We start from the raw sequence: 14,325 nt of genomic DNA on the forward strand, positions 1-14,325 counted from the left end.
GTGATTCAGGGGCGGCACAGGCATGCCGGAGGCTGGCGCTACTTCGGATAGCCCGCGCGCTTCATTTCACGCGCAGTCGACTGCTGCGCCGCCGCCAAGGCCTGGTCGACCGTCATATGGCCGGTCAATGCGGCGGTGAACTGTTTGCCGACCTGGGTGCCAATCGCCTGGAACTCGGGAATGGTCACCAGCTGGATGCCGACATAGGGCACCGGCTTGGCCGACGGGCTGGCCGGATCAGCTGCCTTGAGCGACTCCAGGGTGACCTTGGCGAACGGTGCGGCGGCCATGTAGGCATCGCTGTAGGTCGAGGCGCGGGTGCCGGGCGGCACGTTGGCCACACCATCCTGCTCGGCAACCAGTGCGCCGTATTGCGCGGACGTGGCCCAGGCGCTGAAGCGCTTGGCGGCATCTTTGGCCTTGGAGCTGGTGGGAATCGCCAGCGCCCAGGAGTACAGCCAGGACGAACCCTTGTCAGTCACCTGGGTCGGCGCGAAAGTGAAGCCCACCGAGTCGGCGATCTTGCTCTGCGTGGTGTCGGTGACGAACGAACCGGCGACGCTGGCATCGACCCAGATCGCACACTTGCCACTGTTGAACAGCGCCAGGTTCTCGTTGAAGCCGTTGCTCGAGGCGCCGGGCGGGCCGTACTGCTTCATGGTATCGACGTAGAAGTTCAGCGCGTCGCGCCACTCCTTGCCATCGAATTCCGGCTGCCATTGTTCGTCGAACCAGCGCGCACCGTGGGCATTGGCGACCGTGGTGATCAGCGCCATGTTCTCGCCCCAGCCGGCCTTGCCGCGCAGGCAGATACCGTACTGCTCCTGCTCGGGCTTGTGCAGCTTGCCGGCGAACTCGCGAATCTGTGTCCAGGTCGGCCGCTCGGGCATGTCCAGGCCGGCCTGCTCGAACAGGTCGGTGCGGTAATAGGTAATCGACGCTTCGGCGTAGAACGGCAGGGCGTAGAGCGTGCCGTTGGCCGACAGGCCCTCGCGCACCGATGGGAAGACGTCATCGAGTGCATAGTCGGCGGGCAGTTCGGTCATCGGCTCCAGCCAGCCTTTGTCGCCCCACAGCGCGGCTTCATACATGCCGATGGTGAGTACGTCGAACTGGCCACCCTGGGTCGCGATGTCGGTGGTCAGGCGCTGGCGCAGGACATTCTCTTCGAGCACCACCCACTTCAACTGGATGTCCGGGTGCTGTGCCTCGAAGGTTTTCGACAGTCGCTGCATGCGGATCATGTCGCTGTTGTTGACCGTGGCGATGGTCAGGGTCTCGGCCGCCAGGGCAACGGGTGTGAGGGCGAGGCAGGAGGCGGCCAGCAAGACTTTTACGGAATTGTTCATGGTTTTCTGAACTCCTCTTCCGCGCCATGGCTGACGGAAGGTGATTATTGTTTTTGTAGTACTCGGGCCGGATTACACCCCCGTACGCCAGCACGAACAAATCCTCGGCTGCACAGCAACCGATACTTTTTTGCACTAAGGATTACACCTCGAAGTACCAGAGAATTGTCTGAAACCCCTTGAAAGTGGGCCTCAGGTCACAATGCGATAAGTAGAGGTAGGCAGATTCAGTACAGGTTCTGCTCGGTCAGGCGCTGCGCCACCAGCTTGCGATAGTCCGAGGGCGTCATGCCCTTGAACTGCTGAAAGCGCCGATTGAAGTTGGAAATGTTGCTGAAACCCGACTCGAAACAGACCTCGGTGACCGGTCTGCCGCTCTTGCTCAGCAGCTCGCAGGCCTTGCTCAAGCGCAGCCGATTGACGAACTCGACGAAGCCACGGCCGGTGGCCTGTTTGAAGAACCGCGAGAAATAGGTGGGCGTCATTCCGACATGTTCGGCCACCTCCTCCTGGCTCAGTTCGCCGGCGTAATGCTGGAAGATAAAATCCACCGCGCGGTTGATCCGCTCGACATGGTGCTCGTCGGCCAGCTCCGAGGAGGTCAGGCCGGAAAGCAGCTGGTAGTCCTCGGTCGCCGCCAGCAGCTCCAGCAGGATAAGAAAATGGCCGAGGCGGGTGACGCCCTGACTGGTGGCGATGCGCTGCATCAGCTCCTCGCTCTGGCGAATCACCTGGGGGTCGCGAAACTCGATGCCGAATGGTGCCCGTGCCAGCAGCGGCGCCAGGCCTTTCAGCTCGGTGAATACCGCGCTGGCGTTTTCCAGCATCTCGTCGGTGAAATTGACCAGCATGTCGCGGGTTTCCACCACCTCGCCTTCGTCGACCTGGCTGATCCAGTTGTGCGGCAGGCCGGGGCCGGTGAGGAACAGCGTACCGGGGGAGAAGTTGCCGATGTAATCACCGATAAACACCTTGCCCGAACTGGCGACGATCAGGTGCAGCTCGTATTCCTTGTGGAAATGCCAGCGCACCAGCGGGCTGGGAAAGCCATGCTGACGGTAGATCAGCGAATGGCCTTCGTGATCGTCCATCAGCTCATAGGAAGGATCGGGTACGCGGGCAGTACGAGGCATGGCGGTATCGTCGCTGACGGGTGGCGATGTTTTAACACATCGCCCCAGGCCACAGGCACCACCTCAGCGCCATGGGCAGCTGCGCAGTGTCGCCGAGGCAAACACGCCACGCAGGGCCAGCATTCTAACCCTCACCTTGCTCAGAGCAGGCTCAGCTGCGCTCCTGGCGGCGCGAACCGCGAGCAATCCAGGCCTTGCAGAGTGCGACCCTCAAGGCCGAGCTTGCGCCTGGCCAGGCGAAAGCGCTGCGCCAGCAGATCGGCGAACTGGCCTTCGCCGCGCATGCGGCTGCCAAAGCGGCTGTCGTAGTTCTTGCCGCCCCGAGACTGCCGAATCAGGCTCATCACGTGGGCGGCGCGTTCGGGGAAATGCGCCTGCAGCCACCCCTCGAACAACTCGGCGATTTCCAGCGGCAGGCGCAGCAGCACATAGCCGGCAGACCGCGCACCGGCATCGCGGGCGGCTTCCAGCATGTGTTCCAGTTCCATGTCGTTGATCATCGGAATTACCGGCGCGCACATCACGCTGACCGGCACACCCGCCTCGTGCAGCGTGCGCATCACTCGCAGGCGCGCGCTGGGCGAAGCTGCGCGGGGCTCCATGATGCGCTTCAGCTCGTCGTCCAGGGTGGTGAGGCTGATCGCCACGCTGACCAGTCGCTGCTCGGCCAGCTCGCCGAGCAGATCGAGGTCGCGCAGGATCAGCGAGCCCTTGGTGATGATGTGCACGGGGTGCTTGTAACGCAGCAGAATTTCCAGCGCCTGCCGGGTCAGCCGCTGCTCGCGTTCGATCGGTTGATAGGCATCGGTGTTGACGCCGAGCGCGATCGGCTGGGGCAGGTAACCGGGTTTCTGCAGCTCTTCTTCCAGGCGACTGGCGAGGTTGGTTTTGGCGATCAGCTTGGTTTCGAAGTCGATGCCCGGCGACAGGTCCCAGTACGCGTGGCTGGGACGGGCGAAGCAATAGATGCAGCCATGTTCGCAGCCGCGATAAGGATTTACCGAACGGTCGAAACCGACATCCGGCGACTGGTTGCGGGTGATCACCGTCTTAGCGGTTTCGCGGCGCACTTCGGTGGCGCGGGTCTGCGGCGTTTCATCCTGATACCAGCCGTCGTCCTCAGCCACCGCGCGGGTCGGCGCGAAGCGGTTGTGCGGATTGCTGGCGGTGCCGCGGCCGCGTGGAGGCAGGGTGGACATGGGAAACTCCGGGCTGAGCAGCCCCGACGAAAGACTGTATAAAAATACAGTTATCTCGTTTCATTACCAAGTGCCTGTCGTCGTCCTGGACAGTTCTGATCCAGCGGCACCTATTCGCTCGCCGGCTCAAGCCGGATCACGGCTCAGAACCGCTGCCACGTTGCGCCCTGCATTGGCAGGGTCAGTCGGTTGGCTTCTTCAGCTTGGGATTGGGGAAGAACTGCACTGCCTGCACGTTCGGATCGGCAACCTTGGGCTTCAGGGCGCTGACGTTGACCCGGGTTGGCAGCTCCCTGGGCACCGAGTTGCCGCGCTCGTCCAGGGTGTCGGCGTAGCCGCAGGCCACGCACTCGCGGTGCGGTACGCCGTCGACATTCCACATCTGGATCTTGTCCATCTCGCTGCACGCCGGGCACACGGCGCCGGCGATAAAGCGCTTGGGGCTGACACTCACAGGGGCATCGCTCATGCGGCCTCCTGGCTCAGGCCGAGGTGACGCAGCAGCGCGTCGATGCTCGGCTCGCGGCCGCGGAAGTCGACGAACAACACCATCGGCGCTTGGGAGCCGCCACGGGCGAGGATCGCTTCGCGGAAAGCACGGCCAGTTTCGCTGTTGAACACGCCTTCTTCCTCGAAGCGGGAGAAGGCGTCGGCAGACAGCACCTCGGCCCACTTGTAGCTGTAGTAACCGGCTGCATAACCGCCGGAGAAAATGTGCGCGAAGCTGTTGGGAAAGCGGTTGTAGGCGGGTGGACGCAGTACCGACACCTCGGCGCGGATGCCTTCCAGCACCTCAGCCACGCTGCGGCCGTCGCCGTGGGTGGCGTGCAATTCGAAATCGAACAGGGAAAATTCGATCTGGCGAACCATCATCAAGCCGGACTGGAAGTTCTTCGCTGCGAGCATTTTCTCCAGCAGGTGCTGGGGCAATGGCTCACCGGTTTCAAAGTGACCGGAGATCAGCGCCAGGCCTTCGGGCTCCCAGCACCAGTTCTCCATGAACTGGCTCGGCAGCTCGACCGCATCCCAGGCCACGCCGTTGATGCCGGAGGCGCCGGCGTGCTCGACGCGGGTCAACAGATGATGCAGGCCATGGCCGAATTCGTGGAACAGCGTGGTCACTTCATCGTGGGTGAGCAGCGCGGGCTTGCCGCCCACTGGCGGCGTGAAGTTGCACACCAGGTTGGCCACCGGGCTGATCAGTCGGCCATCGGCGGCGCGACGCTTGTCGCGGGCGCCATCCATCCAGGCGCCGCCACGCTTGTTGGCGCGGGCGTAGAGGTCGAAGAAGAAGCGGCCGACATGCTGGCCGTTTTCGCTGATCTCGAACAGCCTGACATCCGGGTGCCAGCTGTCGAAGCCGGACAGTTCCTTGATCTGGATGCCGTAGAGCTTCTCGACGATGGCGAACAGGCCACCGAGCACCTTGTCGATGGGGAAGTAGGCGCGGAGGATTTCCTGGGAAATGCTGTAGCGCTGCTCGCGCAGTTTTTCGCTGTAGTAGCCAACATCCCAGCTTTGCAGGTCACTGCAGCCTTGTTCGGCGGCAAAGGCTTGCAGCTCTTGCAGGTCCTGAGCGGCGAACGGCTTGCTGCGCTGGGCCAGGTCGCGGAGGAAATTCAGCACCTGATCGGTCGACTCGGCCATCTTGCTCGCCAGGCTCAGCTCGGCGTAATTACCGAAGCCCAGCAGCTGGGCCAACTCCTGGCGCAGGGCGAGGATTTCCCGCATCACCGGGCCGTTGTCGTGCTGGCCGGCATTCGGGCCTTGATCGGAGGCGCGGGTGCAATAGGCCGCGTACAGCTCCTCGCGCAGGGCGCGGTCGTCGGCGTAGGTCATCACCGCGAAGTAGCTGGGGAACTCCAGGGGGATCAGCCAGCCGTCCAGGCCTTTGGCCGCGGCGGCTTGTTGCATCTGCGCCTTGGCCGAATCGGTCAGGCCGGCGAGCGCCGCTTCGTCCGTGATGTGCTTGCTCCAGGCCTGGGTCGCATCGAGCAACTGGTTGGAGAAGGTGCTGGCCAGCTCCGAGAGTTTCATCTGCACCGCGCCGTAACGCTGCTGCTGGGCCGGCGGCAGATCAATGCCGGACAGGCGGAAATCGCGCAGGGCATGTTCGAGAATGGTCTTCTGCGCCACATCGAAGCCTGCCGCTTGCGGGCTGCTGGCGAGCGCCTCGTAGGCCTGGAACAGCGCCCGGTTCTGTCCCAATTCGGTGGAATACTCGGACAGTTTCGGCAGGCAGGCCTCGTAGGCCGCGCGCAACTCGGCGTTGTTGCACACCGCATTGAGGTGGCTGACCGGGCTCCAAGCGCGGCCGAGGCGGTCGTTCAGTTCGTCGAGCGCCAGCACCAGCCCTTGCCAATCGCGCGCCCCCGGCTGCTCGAGCAGCGCGGCGATGGCGGCGCGGTTGTCGGCCAGAATCGCATCCACCGCCGGCTCCACATGCTCCGGGCGAATGGCGGAATAGGGCGGAAGGTCGAAGGCTTGCAGCAGAGGATTGTTGGCAGTCACGGCGAGATACCTTAACGAATGGGTTTGCAGCTGTGACCCCATCGCCAGCGAAAGGCTCCCGGGGTCAGGCTTGAGTGGACACAGGCCGTTGGCAAAACAGCGCGCATGCCCTGAACATGGGTGCGATCTTAATTACAATCAAGGCCGGGCGCAGCTTAAGAGGTTTCTATCGTGGCGATTCGTACTTACCAACAGTTCACCCCGCTGCTCGGCGAGCGGGCATTCGTCGACCCCTCCGCCGTGGTGCTCGGCGATGTCGAGATCGGCGCGGACAGTTCGATCTGGCCGCTGGTGGTAATCCGCGGCGACATGCACAGCATTCGCATCGGCGCGCGCACCAGCGTGCAGGACGGCTGCGTACTGCACATCACCCACGCCGGCCCGTTCAACCCTGGCGGCTACCCGCTGAATATCGGCGACGATGTCACGGTCGCGCACAAGGTCACCCTGCACGGCTGCACCATCGGCAACCGGGTGCTGATTGGCATGGGCAGCATCGTCATGGACGGCGTGGTGATCGAGGATGACGTGGTGCTCGGTGCCGGCAGTCTGGTGCCGCCAGGCAAGCATCTGGCAAGCGGCTACCTGTATGTCGGCAGCCCGGCCAAACAGGTGCGTCCACTGACGGACAAGGAACTCAGTTACTTTCGCTACAGCGCCGACAACTACGTGCGCCTGAAGGACCAACACCTGATGGAAGGCTACGTCAGCTGATGCGGTGGATGACGACGGGGCTTGGCCTGGCGCTGCTGGCCGCTAGCGCCAGCGCACTGGCCGATCAGACCCGCTGCTTCGTCTCGGTAGGCGAAGCCAAGCCGATCCGCCTGAGCTTCACCGTATTTGATCAGGAGCAGGGCGAGTACGAAGCCGGCCGCGTGCGCTACGCCGGCCAGCCCCACAGCATCCCCATCGTGTTCAAACACAGCGAAGCTCCCGCCGCCGAGGAAAATCGCCCAGACGAGCTGATCAGCACCTGGCTGGAAATCCTCCCCGCCGAAGAGCGCATCAGCGGGCGCTATCAGATCTACCACCGGGGTTCGCAGATCACCGGCTTCAGCTACACCCACTACCGCAGCGTCAAACGGTTCGAATTCCAAGAGCACCCCGAAGCGCAGGATGAAAAAGGCGCATGTCGCTGGTGAGCGGTTGGCGCTGGCGTCCCTTTGTGATTTTAAACCGCCAAGCGGTAGCGCCGCCGATGTAGCTGGGACTTTCGGAGCTGCCTATTCGGCAGTGAAGCACGGCTTCAGTTCTTCGTATTGATTGGCCACTTTCTGAGCTGCCTATTCGGCAGTGAAGATCCTCTGCCGACTCCCAGGACATGACGTAAATTTCTGAGCTGCCTATTCGGCAGTGAAGGGTAATCACTGGGCTGAGCCCTGAGCCGATCGTTTCTGAGCTGCCTATTCGGCAGTGAAGCCAGCCCGCGCGCCCTTGATCGCTGAGAGTTCTTTCTGAGCTGCCTATTCGGCAGTGAAGGATATCTATCGCGTCGATGAATCGTTTGGTAATTTCTGAGCTGCCTATTCGGCAGTGAAGATGGTGTTGCCGCTGTCGCGTTTTCCGGACTCTTTCTGAGCTGCCTATTCGGCAGTGAAGCATTGCGCACCGCCTTCGGGCTTGCGGTAGCCTTTCTGAGCTGCCTATTCGGCAGTGAAGCAGGCCGCGCTTCTGGCCAACCATGTCTTCAATTTCTGAGCTGCCTATTCGGCAGTGAAGAGGGAAGGTGTGAACGGTGCCGGTCGCTTTCTTTTCTGAGCTGCCTATTCGGCAGTGAAGGTTCGAGGCGGAAGGTACCGCTTTTTTCGACTTTTCTGAGCTGCCTATTCGGCAGTGAAGGTGACTGGTACGGTCCACCAGCGCACGTTGCCTTTCTGAGCTGCCTATTCGGCAGTGAAGAAGATGATCAAGGCGAGCGGCCTGCGCGCACTTTTCTGAGCTGCCTATTCGGCAGTGAAGCGAGAACACCGCAACCAGCAACTTCTGGACTCTTTCTGAGCTGCCTATTCGGCAGTGAAGAACGCGCACAACTCAACGTCGTTCATGTTCACTTTCTGAGCTGCCTATTCGGCAGTGAAGTTGCCGTCGCGCTTGATCTTGGCAAACCAGATTTTCTGAGCTGCCTATTCGGCAGTGAAGTAGAGCAATAAAGCCGTAACGCCTACTCCCGCAAGCGTTACGGCCTTTTTACATGGATTTACCATGTTTTTTTGCTATTCGCTAACTCCTTGTTTTTAAAGCGCTTGGTCTGGCCCGTAAAAACAAGGGTCAAAACCAGGGCACGCTTGCTTCGCGGCTTAGGCCATAGGCATTGAAAGTTCCGGTTTGGGCGTTGTCCTGGATCGGGCCTTGGGCGATAAACAGGCGGAAGCGTTGGCCGCTGCTTTGGCTACGCAGGTCGATAAAGGGCAGGTCCGTGGTTTTGCCGGCGTGGTCGGGGATGCGTTGGCGGGCCTGTTCCTCGGTCAGGCCGTGGCGTTTGATGGCGCGGCGGCGCAGGCGTTCGGGGTTGCTGTCCACCTGTATGCGGCGCAGGCAGCGGTGTTGGGCGTTGGCCGGCACGGCGGCCAGCTCACCGAGTTGCACATGGTCGCGCATGCCACTTAACCAGTTGCGCGCCAGCAGTCGGTCCAGCGCTGCGGCGTTGCCGTGCAAGCGCAGGCGCTGGCCAAAGCCATGACCGGGGCGCGCGGTATCGGGAAAGCTGACGCCGATATCGTCGCAGCCCAGTTCGACCAAGCCGCGATGAAGTTTGGCAAACAGCGCGTTCATCAACTGCGTGGCCGGAAACTCTGGGTCGGGCAGCAGTTTCAGGTCGAGGTAGTGGTCCATGGCTAGCCCGCCTCACCAAACACGCCACCGCGAATCAGGGTGGCCATGACGAAGTGCTGGTCGCCTTCACTTGGCGCCCTGTCCTTGAGCAGCCAGTTATCCAGCAGGTTGTAGAAGTCCGCCTTGGCTTTGGGCTGGCGGTAGGCGCGGCCTTCGGTGGTGACCGAGCCGTAGGGTTCCACTGCGATGGGGCCGAGGTCGCCGGCGTCGGGGTACCAGGTGTCGACGGTGCGCAGGGCGTTGCCGAGTTTTTGCGAGTGGATGCCGGCGATGCCGTTGACGCTGTACAGGGTTTTGCTCTTGTCGCCCTTGCCACGGTCGAGGATCAGCTCCTGGGACGGGAACACTTCCTGGCCGGTGCCGATACGCACGTAAGCGGTAACGCCGAGCAGCACATGCCGATCACCGTCCAGGCCTTCGCTAATCAGCGCTGCCAGTTCGCCCAGGGCCGTGGCAGCCGGGCCAGTGACGTCGAAGTGGCGCAGGGACAGGCCCAGGGCGTCGAAGGTCCAGTGCTTGGCGGGCTTGCCGTCGACCAGATGGGCGATCTGCACTTCTACCTGTTCGGCACCGATGCGGTTGCGCCACAGGAAGCGCCCGTTGGCCAGGTTGTGTGCGTAGCGCCGCGCCAGTTCGCCGAAGCCGTGAGCGCCGACATAACCATGCACGGTGTCCAGCAGCTTCTGCCGGTAGGCGGCATCGTTGCAGGCCGAGGGCGTGCCGGCACCGCCGAGTACGCGCAGGGTGAAGCTGACGCGCAGGGTATCGGCGTCGTGCGGCAGGGCGGCGACGTCGACGGTCTGCAGGTTGGGGTTTTCGATGGCAGCGTCGAGCTTGGCCGGGTCTTGGTCTTTGGTTTTGAGGCGGTTGGAGATGGTGCCGCGCACGGATTTCTCCCGCACAGCCAGCGGCTGCCAGTTATCCCGCGTCTGCCAGTCACCCGAATGGAACAGCGCGTCGGAGGGATCGAGCTTGCGCTCGAAGGCCAGTACGGAAGCGGTTTTCAGCGGTGTGGTGGTCATGATGGTCACTCCTTGTCATCAACAGAAAGGCTACGGGCATAGTGGTTGTGGCAGCGGTACAGGCCGGCTTCGGGTTCGGCGCTGGCGCACCAGAGCAGGTCATCGACATCGCCCAACCGGTGCGGGTTGAGCCATTGGCCGATGGAGTAGAGGCTTTCAACGAAGCGCAGTGGGGTTTGCCCATCCCGCGCATTGGCAACGCTGCCGGCCGCCTGCAGTGGGCTTAGCGCGCCGTAACCCACCGGAATCGGCACCAGCCAGCCATTGGGCAGCACACGCTGGGCGCGCCACTCGACCTTGGCCGCCTGGGTGTCGCTGGCCGCGCGGGTTTCTGTGGCGCGGATATTCAGCCGGGAGAGGTCGAGCCAGGCGTCGAGCAGGTCGGCGTTGGGGTTCTCGGCACGCAGGTTATCCAGGTGCGTGCCGAGCAGGTCGTCACGGCTGACCAGGGCGAAGCCCGGCAACCAGCGGCGGCGCAAACGGCGGAATTGCTCGCTGCGCTCGTGGCCATTTGGCGACAGGCGTTCCAGCGCGGGCTGGCGCTGCGGGTCGAGGAACACGCTACCACCGGCGATGCGCATACCGCCCAGCAACTCGGCGACGTCGCGGGCGATCTGCTGACGCTGTTGCCTGTCGCCCTGCACCGGGTCGGGTTGCTCACCGTCGGCGTAACCGCAGACGGCGAAGACCAGGGTCAGCTCCAGATGGATGCGCCCTTCTTCGACAATGGCGGCGGTTTCGCCGCGCTCATTCACCGGGTTGCGGGTCAGGTGGAAGGCGCGCTGGTAACCGTCGGTGACTTGCGCCTCATGGCTGTGGCAGATCACCCCGACGCTGTCGAACTGCAGCGGGTAGCGGCCCGCCAGCTTGCGCTCGACGGCGTGCATCAGGCCGATAAACGCGCTGATGGCGGGGAAGCCCCAGGTCAGCGAGCTGGAGATGGCGTTGGCGTTCTGCACCCGCACATGGGGGACGATCAGCAGGCCGTTGGAGGCTGGCAGTTCACTCATGCTCGTCTCCCAGGTCGCGTTGCTCGCGCTCGAATTGTTTAAGCCAGGCCTGGTTCAGCCAGTTGAGATCGAGCCACAGGGCATTGCTGCCGAACTGCTGGGCCCAGTAGCTGTTTTCCACATCGCCGACCGAAAGCTTGCTGACCAGGCGGGTGTTGAGCCAGTTGGCGAACCGCTCGCGCAGTTCATCGACCCAGGCCATGCGCCGCCACTCGCTGGCGAACACCTCATCCTGCGCGGCGCGGCGAAAGTCCAGCCACAGTTGCTCGGCGCGGTTGAGGTTGCACTCAGGCTTGGCCGACCAGCCGGGCTCGAAAGCCCAGAGTTCGGCGGCGTACAGCAGCAGCTCGTTGATCAACTCGGTCAGCAGTTCATCGCGGCTGTTGCGGGTATGCACGTTCAGTGGCGGGCCGCTGAGGAGGAAGTCACGCAGCGTGCGCACCAGCTCGGCCACAGCCGGGCGTTGGCCAAAGGCCGGGAAGATCGAGCCGTCCTGGGTGCGGATCGGCAGGCGCACATCACGCTGCTGCCAGCTTGGCGGCAGGGAGGCGAGCAGGTAGTTGTCGCCACGCCGTTCGCTGTTGAGTTGGGAGATATTCTGCGGCTTGGTACCACCGAGCTTCTGCACCGCCAACTGCGGGTACTCACGGATGATGCCGGGGTGAAACTGCTTGTCGCGGCGCGCCTGCCGCGCTTCCTTGGCCGGCTCGCCGAAGCGATCCGCCTGGATGCCCTGGTAAACCCGGTGTGCCAACGAGCTGGCATACAGCGGCGCGAGCAGATGAAAGTGCGCGTCGTTGCGTGGATCGTCGCCAGCCAGCCAATAGAGCTGCTTGCCATGGGTATGAGACGCCAGGTCATCCCGCACGCGGGTGAGGCCGGTAAAGGCGGCTGTCAGGCTGCGGGCCTGCTCGGCATCATCGTGCAACGCCGCCAGGGCGTCGCCATCCTCGGCCAGTAGCAGGCTGAGCAATGGCTGGCCTTCATGCTCCAGCTTGAGCAACTTATACACATCCAGCGCGGCGGCATTACCCACCACATCGTCGGCAAAGTCGTCGCCCAGGCAATGGCTGCCGACCAACTGATACTGGGGCAGCGCGCTCGGCAAACAATAGAGATTGGTGCCCTTGGCATCCGGGTGAATCGCCTTGAGCGTATGGGTCACCGCCTGGATCTGCCCGGCACGCCGGGCGGCATCTTCCAGCCATACCGCCGGGGTGTATTGGGCCTGCAGGGTGGCGCGTTTGGGGTCATCGGCGGGCAAGCCTTCGAGCTTGGTGGCCAGGCGTTCGGCGATAAAACCTTGGATAAGACTGCGGATTTCGCTTTGTCGGTGTGGGGAGGGGTCGTTCATAGCAGCGTGTCCTTGTGCTGGGAGGCAACACGAAAAGTAGCATTGTTTTGCCACTAGTCTTGAGTGTCCGTCTAACTCAGACCGTTTGAACCTTTTATGCTGCATTAGCTTTTAAAGGCAGCATTTATACTGCACATAAATGCTTGTGAAGCTTATAAACTTCATTTACTAATGAAGCACATAAGTTTCGAGTAGATTTATTTGCAGCATGTAAGACTCTTTTTATCCGATAGAGCCTTATATGCTGCACATTAGATAGAGCGAGTGAGATAGCCCATGCGCAGCACAGTGCTGACCCAGATCAAACGCCGACGCCTGCTACTCGGCCTAAAAGGCACGGATATGCCGTTGCGGGTGGGGCTCAATCGCCAGCAGTACGGCAAGATCGAAAAAGACGGCAACCCGAGCCTGGCCACCCTGGATAAGATCGCCGAAGGCCTGGACGCAACGCTGATGCTGATCCCCAAGGAGCTGGCGCGTCAGGTCGAGCAACTGCTGGAGGCCGGCCCCGCCAAGGCGCAACAGAACCACATTATGGACCGCTCGCCGTCTATGCCTGGCGCGGGCGTCAAGGAAACCATCGAAGACCCTTGGCAAGACCTGGGTGACGACTGATGGCCGGCGAGCAGGTTTCGGCACTCAGGCTGACGCTGCATGGGCAGTTGGTGGGTTATGTGGCCGGCTATGCGCATAACCGCACGGTGTTGTCGCTGGCGCCGTCGTTTGTTGAGGATGCCAACCGCCCCGCGCTGACCCTGTCACTGGCCAACCCAGCCACCTTCGCGGCTCGTGCTGGCAAGATTTTCCCGGTGGCGACCAACATGCAGTTGCACCCACTGCTGAGCAACCTGCTGCCCGAAGGCGCCTTGCGCCAACTGCTGGCCCAGCGCTTGAAGGTCCATGAGCACAACGAGTTTCCGCTGTTGGTACACCTGGGCGGCGACCTGCCCGGTGCGCTAATCGCCGAACCGGTTGCTGCCGAGGCCATCCCGGATGCGGCCTTTGGTGACCGCGGACGGCTCGACCGGGTGGCGGTGGATGCCGTGGACCGGGTGGCGCATTTTTCCCTGGCCGGGGTGCAAATGAAGTTTTCCATGCACCAGCGCGATGGCCGTTACCAATTGGGGGATGCGGCGGCGCCCGGTGACTGGATTATCAAGACGCCGTCCACGGTGCATGCCCATGTACCGCTGAACGAGTACACCAGCATGCACCTGGCAGCGCTGGCCGGCGTGGATATCCCGGAGATCCGCCTGGTGGAGCTGGACAAGCTCGAACGCCTGCCAGAGATCAAGCTGCCTGACGAAGGCTATGCCTACGGCATCCGCCGTTTCGACCGGGCCGAAGGGCGGCGCGTGCATGCCGAGGACTTCGCCCAGGTGTTGTTCAGCTATGCCGCCGAGAAATACCAGAAGGCCAGTTACGAACAGATCGCCCGGCTGATCTACCAGAACACTTACAACGGCCAGCGCGATGTGGTGCAGATGGCCGTGCGCCTGTTGGTCAATATCCTGCTGGGCAACGGCGACGCGCATTTGAAGAACTGGAGCATTCTCTACCCCGATGGCGTAAACCCCGTGCTGGCGCCGGCCTATGACATCCTCTTCACCAAAGCCTATATCCCCGCTGAGCAGCACTACGCGCTGAATATGGCGCAGACCAAGCAGTGGTATGCGGTGTCGCTCGAACACTTCCGCCGCTGGGCCAACCGCGCGGATCTGCCGGAGTCGCCGATCCTCTACAACCTCAAGGCTGCCATCGGCAAAGCCCGCGAGCTATGGCCGGCCGCCTTGCGCGACAGCCCGATGCACGACGTGCACAAGGCCGCCCTGCGCGAGCATTGGCAGGCGCTGCATAAGGACTTTCGCATCGAGAGTTAGGCGGACGGGCTCCTGAAAGCCCTGTCCCATATTGT

At 62.5% G+C, this 14,325-nt stretch carries 13 protein-coding genes and 1 CRISPR repeat array; of the genes, 4 read left to right on the forward strand and 9 right to left on the reverse strand.

The window, feature by feature from the left end; genetic code table 11:
* Positions 1 to 38: 38 nt before the first annotated feature.
* From ACX0MV_RS00660 to prlC, 5 genes are all read right to left on the reverse strand, one after another.
* On the reverse strand, positions 39 to 1,349 hold the full coding sequence (locus ACX0MV_RS00660; RefSeq protein ID WP_458980560.1) for an ABC transporter substrate-binding protein: 1,311 nt from the start codon (positions 1,347 to 1,349) through the stop codon (positions 39 to 41).
* A 227-nt stretch (positions 1,350 to 1,576) separates the two neighbouring features.
* Positions 1,577 to 2,482, reverse strand: a complete 906-nt coding sequence (locus tag ACX0MV_RS00665; protein ID WP_458980561.1) for a helix-turn-helix domain-containing protein — start codon at positions 2,480 to 2,482, stop codon at positions 1,577 to 1,579.
* Between the two features lie 140 nt (positions 2,483 to 2,622).
* Complete coding sequence (locus ACX0MV_RS00670; RefSeq protein WP_458980562.1) at positions 2,623 to 3,681, reverse strand: PA0069 family radical SAM protein; 1,059 nt, start codon at positions 3,679 to 3,681, stop codon at positions 2,623 to 2,625.
* Between the two features lie 181 nt (positions 3,682 to 3,862).
* The gene (locus ACX0MV_RS00675) at positions 3,863 to 4,150 is read right to left on the reverse strand and encodes a YheV family putative zinc ribbon protein (RefSeq protein WP_458980563.1); all 288 of its coding nucleotides are present in this window, start codon (positions 4,148 to 4,150) and stop codon (positions 3,863 to 3,865) included.
* Positions 4,147 to 6,234 (reverse strand): oligopeptidase A, encoded by a 2,088-nt coding sequence (gene prlC, locus ACX0MV_RS00680; protein ID WP_458980564.1) that lies wholly within the window; start codon positions 6,232 to 6,234, stop codon positions 4,147 to 4,149. Before prlC ends, ACX0MV_RS00675 begins: the two co-directional genes overlap by 4 nt.
* A 129-nt stretch (positions 6,235 to 6,363) precedes the next feature.
* Between prlC and ACX0MV_RS00685 the strand changes: the two genes are divergently transcribed.
* Complete coding sequence (locus ACX0MV_RS00685; protein ID WP_458980565.1) at positions 6,364 to 6,906, forward strand: gamma carbonic anhydrase family protein; 543 nt, start codon at positions 6,364 to 6,366, stop codon at positions 6,904 to 6,906.
* Positions 6,906 to 7,334 (forward strand): hypothetical protein, encoded by a 429-nt coding sequence (locus ACX0MV_RS00690; RefSeq protein ID WP_458980566.1) that lies wholly within the window; start codon positions 6,906 to 6,908, stop codon positions 7,332 to 7,334. The genes ACX0MV_RS00685 and ACX0MV_RS00690 overlap by 1 nt, the downstream gene beginning before the upstream one ends.
* A 69-nt stretch (positions 7,335 to 7,403) precedes the next feature.
* Positions 7,404 to 8,331: a CRISPR direct-repeat array (repeat unit 28 nt; unit sequence TTTCTGAGCTGCCTATTCGGCAGTGAAG).
* A 129-nt stretch (positions 8,332 to 8,460) separates the two neighbouring features.
* On the opposite strand, the gene cas6f is transcribed toward ACX0MV_RS00690, so the two are convergent.
* From cas6f to csy1, 4 genes are read right to left on the reverse strand one after another with little or no spacing between them, the layout of a single operon-like run.
* Entirely contained in the window at positions 8,461 to 9,024 is a 564-nt protein-coding gene (gene cas6f, locus ACX0MV_RS00695; RefSeq protein ID WP_458980567.1) for a type I-F CRISPR-associated endoribonuclease Cas6/Csy4, read from the reverse strand.
* Positions 9,025 to 9,026: 2 nt separating this feature from the next.
* Positions 9,027 to 10,046 carry a type I-F CRISPR-associated protein Csy3 gene (gene csy3, locus ACX0MV_RS00700; protein ID WP_458980568.1) on the reverse strand — a complete coding sequence of 340 codons (1,020 nt, stop codon included), beginning with the start codon at positions 10,044 to 10,046 and terminating at the stop codon, positions 9,027 to 9,029.
* Positions 10,047 to 10,051: 5 nt separating this feature from the next.
* A complete protein-coding gene (csy2, locus tag ACX0MV_RS00705) occupies positions 10,052 to 11,056 on the reverse strand; it encodes a type I-F CRISPR-associated protein Csy2 (protein ID WP_458980569.1) in 1,005 nt (334 codons plus the stop codon).
* On the reverse strand, positions 11,049 to 12,410 hold the full coding sequence (gene csy1 / locus ACX0MV_RS00710) for a type I-F CRISPR-associated protein Csy1 (protein WP_458980570.1): 1,362 nt from the start codon (positions 12,408 to 12,410) through the stop codon (positions 11,049 to 11,051). Before csy1 ends, csy2 begins: the two co-directional genes overlap by 8 nt.
* Before the next feature lie 276 nt (positions 12,411 to 12,686).
* On the opposite strand from csy1, the gene ACX0MV_RS00715 reads away from it, so the two are divergent.
* Positions 12,687 to 13,025, forward strand: coding sequence for a helix-turn-helix transcriptional regulator (locus ACX0MV_RS00715; protein WP_458980571.1), 339 nt, complete (start codon positions 12,687 to 12,689; stop codon positions 13,023 to 13,025).
* Positions 13,025 to 14,290 carry a type II toxin-antitoxin system HipA family toxin gene (locus ACX0MV_RS00720; RefSeq protein ID WP_458980572.1) on the forward strand — a complete coding sequence of 422 codons (1,266 nt, stop codon included), beginning with the start codon at positions 13,025 to 13,027 and terminating at the stop codon, positions 14,288 to 14,290. The genes ACX0MV_RS00715 and ACX0MV_RS00720 overlap by 1 nt, the downstream gene beginning before the upstream one ends.
* Positions 14,291 to 14,325 lie beyond the last annotated feature (35 nt).

Source organism: Pseudomonas cistanchae, assembly GCF_054483635.1.

Excerpts from the sequence above, each read along its gene's own strand:
- ACX0MV_RS00660 (WP_458980560.1), bottom strand. The coding sequence starts at position 1,349 with ATGAACAATTCCGTAAAAGTCTTGCTGGCCGCCTCCTGCCTCGCCCTC.
- ACX0MV_RS00665 (WP_458980561.1), bottom strand. The coding sequence starts at position 2,482 with ATGCCTCGTACTGCCCGCGTACCCGATCCTTCCTATGAGCTGATGGAC.
- ACX0MV_RS00670 (WP_458980562.1), bottom strand. The coding sequence starts at position 3,681 with ATGTCCACCCTGCCTCCACGCGGCCGCGGCACCGCCAGCAATCCGCAC.
- ACX0MV_RS00675 (WP_458980563.1), bottom strand. The coding sequence starts at position 4,150 with ATGAGCGATGCCCCTGTGAGTGTCAGCCCCAAGCGCTTTATCGCCGGC.
- prlC (WP_458980564.1), bottom strand. The coding sequence starts at position 6,234 with ATGGGGTCACAGCTGCAAACCCATTCGTTAAGGTATCTCGCCGTGACT.
- ACX0MV_RS00690 (WP_458980566.1), top strand. The coding sequence starts at position 6,906 with ATGCGGTGGATGACGACGGGGCTTGGCCTGGCGCTGCTGGCCGCTAGC.
- cas6f (WP_458980567.1), bottom strand. The coding sequence starts at position 9,024 with ATGGACCACTACCTCGACCTGAAACTGCTGCCCGACCCAGAGTTTCCG.
- csy3 (WP_458980568.1), bottom strand. The coding sequence starts at position 10,046 with ATGACCACCACACCGCTGAAAACCGCTTCCGTACTGGCCTTCGAGCGC.
- csy2 (WP_458980569.1), bottom strand. The coding sequence starts at position 11,056 with ATGAGTGAACTGCCAGCCTCCAACGGCCTGCTGATCGTCCCCCATGTG.
- csy1 (WP_458980570.1), bottom strand. The coding sequence starts at position 12,410 with ATGAACGACCCCTCCCCACACCGACAAAGCGAAATCCGCAGTCTTATC.
- ACX0MV_RS00715 (WP_458980571.1), top strand. The coding sequence starts at position 12,687 with ATGCGCAGCACAGTGCTGACCCAGATCAAACGCCGACGCCTGCTACTC.
- ACX0MV_RS00720 (WP_458980572.1), top strand. The coding sequence starts at position 13,025 with ATGGCCGGCGAGCAGGTTTCGGCACTCAGGCTGACGCTGCATGGGCAG.